At 62.2% G+C, this 246-nt stretch carries 1 protein-coding gene; it reads right to left on the bottom strand.

Translation table 11 applies throughout. The features are described 5' to 3' along the window. Positions 1–246: malonate decarboxylase subunit alpha (locus tag CH341_RS33140; RefSeq protein ID WP_210208753.1), on the bottom strand; the 246-nt coding region annotated here is incomplete at both ends.

The following is a 246-nucleotide window of genomic DNA, read 5'->3' as shown; positions in this document are numbered from 1 at the left end:
CTCGGCGACTCCACAACGGCGTCGATCCAGTCGGCCGGAATGTCGACGCGCGGGAGCTTGTCGACGATCTCGTTGACCTGGGCAATCACGATGCCCTGACGGAACTTCGTGGCCTCGACGATCGTCGGCGTGTCTTCGGTGTTGAAGCCGGTGTAGAGGTTGCCCTCCCGGTCCGCCTTGTAGGCGCAGATGAGAGACACCTTCGGCGTCAGGTCGAGGAAGTAGCGGCCAAAGAGCTCCAGATAG

The sequence above is a fragment of the Rhodoplanes roseus genome (genome assembly GCF_003258865.1).
GTDB lineage: Bacteria > Pseudomonadota > Alphaproteobacteria > Rhizobiales > Xanthobacteraceae > Rhodoplanes > Rhodoplanes roseus.
The sequence above is the reverse complement of the archived record's forward strand: the minus strand, read 5'-3'. Positions and strand labels throughout refer to the sequence as shown.